8 protein-coding genes are annotated in these 8652 nt (G+C 44.0%); all 8 read right to left on the reverse strand.

Annotated features, from left to right (window positions below; translation table 11 throughout):
- Positions 1 to 51: 51 nt before the first annotated feature.
- The 8 genes from Q5873_RS09580 to Q5873_RS09615 all read right to left on the reverse strand — a co-directional run bounded on the left by Q5873_RS09580 (position 52) and on the right by Q5873_RS09615 (position 8556).
- Complete coding sequence (locus Q5873_RS09580; protein ID WP_438364097.1) at positions 52 to 867, reverse strand: LicD family protein; 816 nt, start codon at positions 865 to 867, stop codon at positions 52 to 54.
- A gap of 6 nt (positions 868 to 873) precedes the next feature.
- On the reverse strand, positions 874 to 1560 hold the full coding sequence (locus tag Q5873_RS09585; RefSeq protein ID WP_303060572.1) for a sugar transferase: 687 nt from the start codon (positions 1558 to 1560) through the stop codon (positions 874 to 876).
- Positions 1561 to 1587: 27 nt separating this feature from the next.
- Positions 1588 to 2847 carry a DegT/DnrJ/EryC1/StrS family aminotransferase gene (locus Q5873_RS09590; protein ID WP_303060573.1) on the reverse strand — a complete coding sequence of 420 codons (1260 nt, stop codon included), beginning with the start codon at positions 2845 to 2847 and terminating at the stop codon, positions 1588 to 1590.
- Between the two features lie 50 nt (positions 2848 to 2897).
- Positions 2898 to 3578 carry a CpsD/CapB family tyrosine-protein kinase gene (locus tag Q5873_RS09595; RefSeq protein WP_303060574.1) on the reverse strand — a complete coding sequence of 227 codons (681 nt, stop codon included), beginning with the start codon at positions 3576 to 3578 and terminating at the stop codon, positions 2898 to 2900.
- Positions 3560 to 5062 carry a GumC family protein gene (locus tag Q5873_RS09600; RefSeq protein WP_303060575.1) on the reverse strand — a complete coding sequence of 501 codons (1503 nt, stop codon included), beginning with the start codon at positions 5060 to 5062 and terminating at the stop codon, positions 3560 to 3562. The genes Q5873_RS09595 and Q5873_RS09600 overlap by 19 nt, the downstream gene beginning before the upstream one ends.
- A gap of 14 nt (positions 5063 to 5076) precedes the next feature.
- Complete coding sequence (locus Q5873_RS09605) at positions 5077 to 5715, reverse strand: polysaccharide biosynthesis/export family protein (RefSeq protein ID WP_438364098.1); 639 nt, start codon at positions 5713 to 5715, stop codon at positions 5077 to 5079.
- Positions 5716 to 5783: 68 nt separating this feature from the next.
- Complete coding sequence (locus Q5873_RS09610) at positions 5784 to 6575, reverse strand: tyrosine-protein phosphatase (RefSeq protein WP_288300883.1); 792 nt, start codon at positions 6573 to 6575, stop codon at positions 5784 to 5786.
- A 43-nt stretch (positions 6576 to 6618) separates the two neighbouring features.
- Positions 6619 to 8556: a polysaccharide biosynthesis protein gene (locus tag Q5873_RS09615; RefSeq protein ID WP_303060577.1), complete on the reverse strand. Its 1938-nt coding sequence runs from the start codon at positions 8554 to 8556 to the stop codon at positions 6619 to 6621.
- Positions 8557 to 8652 lie beyond the last annotated feature (96 nt).

The following is an 8652-nucleotide window of genomic DNA, read 5'->3' on the forward strand; positions in this document are numbered from 1 at the left end:
TTGATTACAAGGGAAAGCGGCATTTCTTACCCACAGGGATGCCAGAAGAGCCTAAGATTTATCCATATCAATAAATACAGCATCATGCTTCGCCTTGCGATCTTTTTCAGGAGGTAATTTCATATAGTCTCCCCATATTAACCTTAGATAGCGATCGTAGCCCTTCATCAAAGGAATTCTCTCTCCCTCAAATGATACATAAACAACTTCTTCAAAATCAGACTTAGGATGCCTAAGTTTCATCCCTTTTAAACTACCTATCAATTCGGTTACTTCATCAACTTTATCCCATTTATATCTCATCATTTGTTTCTCAGCAAATTTCCAGATAAAATACCGGACACTTTTATTTGGTATAACACTATAAACCAATGATGCAATTTTCCTAAACAATTTACCTTTGTTATCTGGTAAACGTTGTACATTAAATAAAGCAAATACCATTGCATAAAATAGCTGCAACATCCTATTAAATTTGCCCCGAGGACACCCATCAATTGGCATGATTTCTAAAGCTAACCCGTGACATATATCTTCGTTTACACTATGTCTATTAATAAAAGTTGTGTTTTCATCCCTAATAGATGCTCCTGCATCGTGATAATTAACATTCTTATCCGTTCTACAGTACTTATATCTCTTTGTATCAGCATACTTTTTCCATAGCACTGCCAAACGTTCATAATCCTCTCTTGGCATAAATACATCTAAATCATCATCCCAAGGAATAAATCCTTTATGCCTAATTGCACCTATTAATCCACCGCCGCATAAATAAAATTTTAGATTATGTTTTTCGCAAAAGTCCCTAAAATATATCAACATTTCTAATTCTTTATTTTGTAACCTTCTTATTATACTTTTCATAATTACCTACTTCATAACCGCAATAAACGTTTTAATCATAATCAGAATGTCTTTAAAAAAGCTAAAATTTTTAATGCTGTTTAAGTTCCATCTCATTTTTTCTGGTAAAATTCTATTTATATATGTTTCATCTGCATTCTGAGCATTACTTAAAATTTTCGCCTCATCCTTATATTTAATACTCGCTTCACTTGTAATCCCGGCGGGCAACAATAATGTAGCCAGCATTTCATTACTGTAATGTTCCACATATTTTGTAGCTTCAGGCCTTGTTCCTACGAAGCTCATATTACCGCTGAGAACATCAAATACCTGAGGAAACTCATCAAGACGGTATTTTCTAAGAAAGTGACCAACCTTTGTAATGCGACTATCGCCTTGTACAGTGACCGCGGTTCCTATTTTATCCGCATTATTGACCATCGTCCTAAATTTATGGATTCCAAATTTTTTTCCATACGTCGTTACACGTTCTTGACGATAAAAAATAGGTCCCTTGGAATCAGCTTTAATGCACGCTGCGATAATTGCCATCGGTCCCGATAAAACAACAAGGAGCATGCTCCCTGCTATTACATCAAAGACTCGTTTAGCAATTAAGCTACCTTTCTTCTTCTCTAAAATGTCATAATATGGTCTCACCTCATCACATTGCATATGAGAGGGTAACTCATTCCATTTTCGTAATAGCATGGCACGCTCCTTATTCATTTACTTCTATTAATCTTTATATTGTTTAATTACATCTTTTACATTTTCAATTACATAGTCCAAGTCCTCATCAGACAAATGTGTATGCAAAGGTAATGTAATAAGATTCTGATAATAATCATAGGCATTCGGAAAATCCTTAATATCCCATCCCAACGCTTTATACGCCGTCATCATCGGTAATGGTTTATAGTGAACATTGGTTGCAATACCGCGTTTTGCCAATTCGGTAATGATTTCGCGGCGTTCTTCATCACTAGCCCCCGGAACTCGAATTAAATATAAATGACCGGAAGAAATCTGGTGTTCTGCGAAATGATCCAAATGGAATAGACCTAATTCGTCACACATAGCATCATAGCGTTTAATCATTTCTTTACGGCGTTCCAGTAACTTCGGATAACGATCTAACTGCCGAAGTCCGATAGCAGCCATAATATCTGTCATATTACATTTATACCAAGGACCGATAATATCATATTCCCACGCACCGATTTGTGTCTTTGCCAATGCATCTTTACTCTGACCATGTAAAGAATACAACTGATACTGGTGATAAATTTCTTCATTATCAATTCCCGGGATATCCCGCCAGGTCGATGCACCGCCTTCGGCCGTGGTAAAGTTTTTTACTGCATGGAAGGAAAAGTCGGTAAAATCTGCAATAGCACCGGTCATCACGCCATCTCGGGAAGCGCCGAGAGCATGTGCACAATCAGAGAAAATAAGAATACGACCTACACTCTGCTGAATACGAGCACCTAAATCATCTCCCTGCTTTGGCGTAAACAGATTACGTTTTTCTTCGGCAATCTTAAACAGAGGTTCATAATGTGCTACCACGCCACCTAAATCTACGGCTACAATAGCCTTTGTGCGCGGTGTAATGGCTGCTGCTACTTTTTCATAATCCATTTCCGTAGAATCTTTTTGGCTGTCTACGAAAATAACCTTTGCACCGCAATGAATAGCTGCCGACGCAGATGCCGTATATGTATAGGCCGGAACTATAACTTCGTCACCTTCACCAATACCGCAAATTCTAAAATTGAGTTCTTCTGCTGCTGTCGCCGAATTCAGGCAAACAACCTTGCTGGTTCCACAATAGTCTGCCAAGCGTTTTTCTAACTCTTTCGTCCGAGGTCCTGTCGTAATCCAACCGGATTTTAAGGCCTTAACTACTTCTTCAATTTCATAATCTGTAATATCAGGAGGGCTAAAGGGAATATTTCGTTTAGCCATATCTTTTAGTCCTTTAGTATCTGTCATAGTTCTCTCCTCCTACCTATGATGAAAATTTTTTGTTTAGTATTTATCGCTTACAGCTTATCATCATCGTGATAATAATACTGATAGTATCCATACCGCCGTTGCTGCGGCATCTTATTGAGGATAACGCCGAGGATGTTAACTCCGGCCTGTTGCAATCGTTTCTTTGCATCCATCGCTTCATTCGGCGTCATACTGCCGGAGGCCACCACCATGAGTACACCGTCAACCATGTTCCCGATAACTGCCGCATCGGCTACAGCCAGAATCGGCGGCAAGTCAACGAGTACGTAATCATAGTGCTCACGAGCCCACGCGATGATTTCAGCCATCTTATGACTGCCTAATAATTCCGATGGATTCGGCGGAATCGGTCCACTGGCTAGTATATCTAAATTGGGAAATACATCGTGCTGCACCAAATCATCTAAGGCTTTACCGCGCACGAGAGCATTGGTCAAACCATCCTGCTCGATTTCAAATTTTTTATGCTGCGTCGGCTTACGCAAATCACAGTCAATGAGAAGTACCTTCTTGTTGTCCTGTGCCATAACGATAGCCAAATTGGCAATGGTCGTTGATTTCCCTTCCCCCGGAGAAGATGAAGTCACGCCCACTACCTGCAAGGTTTTATCTGCCCCTGCAAATTGTAGATTAATACGAATGGCACGATAGCCTTCACTAATAGGAGAGAGCTTATCGTAATGTGCTATTAATTCCGTTTTCGCCATGATAATCCTCCTTTTAGCTTAGCCCACCATGATTGTTTGCTGTGACCGGGACCCTCTTCCAACTGATCTTCAAATTTAGGAATCACACCCAGTACCGGCAAGCCCAAGTATTTTTCCACATCGTCCGCCGTACGCACCTTGCGGTTTAAGAGGCTCCGAGCAATAACAAACGCACTGCTACCTAACAGCCCTAAGACAAACGCAATGGCCAAGGTTAATGCCTTGCGCGGTGCAATCGGTTTTTCCGGCAGTGTAGGCTCGTCAATCACCTGTACCTCTGTGGGTACCATGATTTCCGCTACCTTTGCTTCTTCCAAACGTTTAGAGAGCATAACGTAGATTTCCTGCGCCACGTCCTGATCGCGTTTTAATTGGATATATCCCTTTTGCTGTTCCGGGAATTGTTCCATCATCTTATCTGCTTCTGCATCTAGCTGTGCCAATGCACCGGATTTGCTCTGTGCCACCGCAATTTGCGCTTCGTTTTTAAATTTGCTGGCCAAGAGTCCCTGCTGAACCGGATTGCTGGACGGTGCTTCCTGAGAGACTACCTTGTCTATTTCCGTATTTAACGAGGACGTTACCTCTTGGATTTGTTTATTCAAAGTCTGCATTTTAGGATGTTCATCCGTATATTTGCCCACGTAACCGGCTTTTTCTGCTTCCAGTTCTGCCAGCTGTGTTTTGTATTTCTGGATGGTCGGGCTATCTGCAATGCTAATACCTGCCGAAGATAATTGGCCGTCCGCACTGGCCAAGGCCGCTTTTGCTGTTTCCATGTTCAGCTGGTTTTCTGCCTTTGCCTTATCCAGCATAGAAATCTTATCGGTTAATCCCTTCATCTGATCCGTAGGCGAGAAGATTTTGTTATCCGACTGGTACGCCTGTAATTTATCTTCCGCTGCTTGCAATTCCTTCTTCGAAGAAACTACGCGTTTTTCCAAGAATTGACGAATCACTTTCTTTTCATCCTGCGATAGTTCCGTCAAGCGTTTAAGGAAGCCATTTACCAATAACTTATTCGCCTCTTGTGCCCCTTCCGCCGTATCGGCTGTCATGGCTACCTGCATGATATCCGTATCCTTGAACGGAGTCGTCGTAATATGTTCTTTTACATATTTTTCATATTCCGGATACTTACCTTCATCATCAACTTCTTCTGTCGCTTCAATAACCGGAATGACCACTTGGCGACTCTTTAAAATTTCTGCATCTGTGCTCATCTGTTGCTTGGATTGTAACGGATTCCCCGATGCAAGACTACTCAGCATGGAATCACCTAAACCTTGACTCTGCTTTACCCGCAGCAAGGCTACCGACTGGTATGTCGGTGTTGCAATCGCCAAGTACAATCCGGCCAGCAAAATACATACCGCCGTAGTTTTCACAATAAATGATGTATGTTCACGGATGGTATGCCACAGCTCGACCAGGTCTATCGTCTCTTCTTCTTTCGAAATATCCTTACGTGTATCTTCTGCCATTGTCACACCCCTTATCACTCATCTAAATTCTTTTTAGCTTCCGTAATAGAATAGATACCACTAAAAATTGGCGCAATATCACGACTAAAGCTAATACGACCATTTCTTGTTAAGTACAGCATATCACCTTCGCGCATTTCGTAGTTTTCGCTCATATCCCCCGTTTCGAGCATATGATTTAAGTTAATAGCAATGAGTTCCTTCGGACGATCTTGGCGAATGAGGTAAATTTTCTTTTTCGCCGTATCCCAGTTAAAGCCGGAGGCTGCCCCAATAGCATCAATCACGGTATGTCCTTTGGTGAGTTCAAAGGCACCGGGACGGTTTACTTCACCAAATACATAGACGCGTACGGTGCCCAGTTTTACAACGTTCACCGCCACATCGGGGTCCACGATATACTTGGATAAGCGCGTCCGCAGTTCCTTAGTAAATTGTGCCACCGTCAAGCCGTTCGCGTTGATTTCTCCGGCCAGCGGTATGGATACTCTCCCATCAGGCCGCACCAAATAGGGTGTCATAGTCCCCGACGCATTCACCGAGGTACTGATGCTCGGCTCCTGGGTGACCACAATGCTTAGCTGATCACCGGAGCGCATCGTATATTCGCTGGCCATGGCACCGCCTGTCGTCAGTACAAGGCCCATAACCATTGCTGCCAATTTCTTCTTCATCCTACAACTCCTTATACTATCCACTTACCTACGTGTTGCTATTGGTCTTATCCGAACAATTTGGCAAAGAAGCCTTTTTTCTTCGGCTTTTCTTCTCGCCATTCCCCTTCTATGGACGGATAAATAGCTTTTTTATTCAATAGCTTTCTCCCATTATCCTCACAACGCTGCCATAAAGCGGCACCGTTTGTTAACTGTTTAATAGCCACCTCAACGGGGGCCAAATCAGGATTACGCACCGTTGTCCGATGCGCATCGCTGCCAAGGAAACAAATCATGTCCTTACGGGCCAGCATTTCTACGCGGCGTTGTACTTCCTCACCGAAGTAACCTACGAAGCTACCGCCGTTACACTGGGTGAGTACGCCTTTTTCCAGCCACTTCCAGATGTACCGCGGTTTTTCCATAATGCGGTCGTACCGTTCCGGATGTGCCAAGATAGGGCGATAGCCGCGCACCATCAATTCAAACAGCAAATTTTCCGTCTGCTTCGGTTCGCTTTGATTGGTTAATTCACAAAGAATATAGCGACTACCGGCAATACAGTAATCCCGTGCGTCTTCCTTTAGGAAGCGTAAGGCTTCAAAATTGATTTCTACCTCCGCACCGGTATGAATGGTAATGGGAATGCCTGCTTTCTTAGCATCTTCCTGCAAGGCGGTTGCCTTTTCCACGATAACCGACCATTCCGGTACCACACCGCGCCGGTTCACATGAGGCGTGGCGATAATATCCGTCGTGCCGCAGGCAGCTGCCATACGTAACATTTCAATGGACATGTCAAACGATTTAGATCCATCATCTATATCATATAATATGTGAGAATGTAAGTCTATCATTAGATTGGTCTCCTACTCTTCTTTACTACGCAAGATATCCGCTTTACTGTTTATCGTCCTTTTTAGTCAATGTAGCCGATGCCAGCTCGTTTAAGTCTACACCGTCACCGGTTGCCTTGGCGCGAATCAAACTGTCCGCCACGGCATTGGCCGCTTCCGATGTGTGGTTCGGATGATAGGTAGGGATAATCTCCTTAAAAATAGCAATAATGTCATTTGCCGAATGTGTATGCAATAGCTCTTCGATTTTATTAAACAGCCAATCGGCGTCCAGCGGTTCAATGCGTGCTTCGTAAATTTTTTCGTGTTTAGTGTGTTCCGTCCCTTCTTCGGCGGTCAACAATTCTTCATACAATTTTTCGCCGGGCCGTAAACCTGTAATCTGAATGGGGATTTCCGTTCCCGGTTCAAAGCCGCTAAGGCGAATCATATTGCGAGCGAGGTCAATAATCTTAACCGGTTCCCCCATGTCCAAGAGGAAGAGCTCGCCGCCTTTACCCATGGCACCGGCTTGAAGTACCAACTGACTGGCTTCCGGAATAGTCATAAAGTAACGAATCATTTCTTCGTGCGTTACCGTCACCGGTCCGCCCTTGGCAATTTGTTCTCTAAAGAGCGGTACCACACTGCCGCGGCTACCCAGTACATTACCGAAGCGTACCGTTACATATTCTGTAGGATAGCGTCCGTTCATCGCTTGGATAACCTTTTCCGCAATACGTTTTGATGCCCCCATAACGCTGGTCGGATTTACTGCTTTATCCGTAGAAATCATTACGAATTTACGTACCCCGCTGCGTCCGGCTACGTCCGCCACGGACCGCGTTCCTAAAATGTTGTTCAGTACTGCCGACATCGGCCACGCTTCCATAAGCGGTACATGTTTATGCGCTGCCGCATGGAACACAACCTCCGGTTTGTATTCGGCGAAGATGCTCATCAGCTGTTCTGTATCGCGAATATCAGCCACTACCGGCGTAACGGCATCTACACCGTACTTTTTACTCAATTCTTTATTGATTAAGTAAATGCTGTTTTCACCGTGACCGAGCAAAATAAGTTTGGCCGGTTTCATGCGCATAACGCTGCGACAAATTTCCGAGCCGATAGATCCGCCGGCACCGGTAACAAGAACAACCTTACCTTCCAGGTACGCCGCAATTTCTTCCATATCGAGTCGCACCGGCTCGCGTTGCAGCAAGTCTTCGATTGCGATAGGACGCATCTGCGACAAGGATACATTGCCATCCAATAATTGATACAGGCCCGGTAAAATATTCGTCTTACATTTCAGCGGCGCACAGATGGAAACGATTTCTTTCACCGTGGCTGCCTTCGCCGATGGCATGGCAATAACGATTTCTTTAATACCGTGTTCGGCTACGAGACGCGGAATATCGTGACGGTCCCCCATAATCATCTGTCCCGCCAAGAGACGACCTACCTTTTTCGGGTCATCATCCACAAAGCCAACGAGCTCGCGATTTTTTGCATGATAGGTCATGATTTCACGGGCAATAATGGCTCCCGCATCACCGGCACCGACAATGAGGACAGGCACGGTTTCTTCATTTTTTTGCTTATTGGAATAATATTTCAAGCTAACGTAACGGAACATAAGACGACCGAAGCCAATAATCCCGGTTATCACGATAAAGAGAATGACATATAGTGAGCGCGGCAGGTTCAATCCCATAGCCATAGTAATCGCCGCGTAGGTAACACAAGCACCTAAGCCGGAATAAATGAGCGCAAATAATTCCCGCGAGCCTGCATAACGCCATACCCGCTGATAAATGCGCAGAATATACATCCAAGCTAAATAGCTAAGCACCAGTATGGGCGCTGTTTGTTGCAGCATCGACGCATAGGGCGTTGTATGAAATTCAAAGCGCAAGCCGTAACTGATGGCTGTGCCCAAGAGCACCGCCACTATATCCGCTACAATAAAAATTAATAATTTCGTCCATCGTCCGCGCATGTACCATCATCCTTTGTTTCTAACACTACATCAAAAATTTTGGGCTCTTCTGGCATCCCTGTGGGTAAGAAATGCCGCTTTCCCTTGTAATCAAGC

This window comes from Veillonella magna (genome assembly GCF_959600285.1).
GTDB classification, from domain to species: domain Bacteria; phylum Bacillota; class Negativicutes; order Veillonellales; family Veillonellaceae; genus Veillonella_A; species Veillonella_A magna.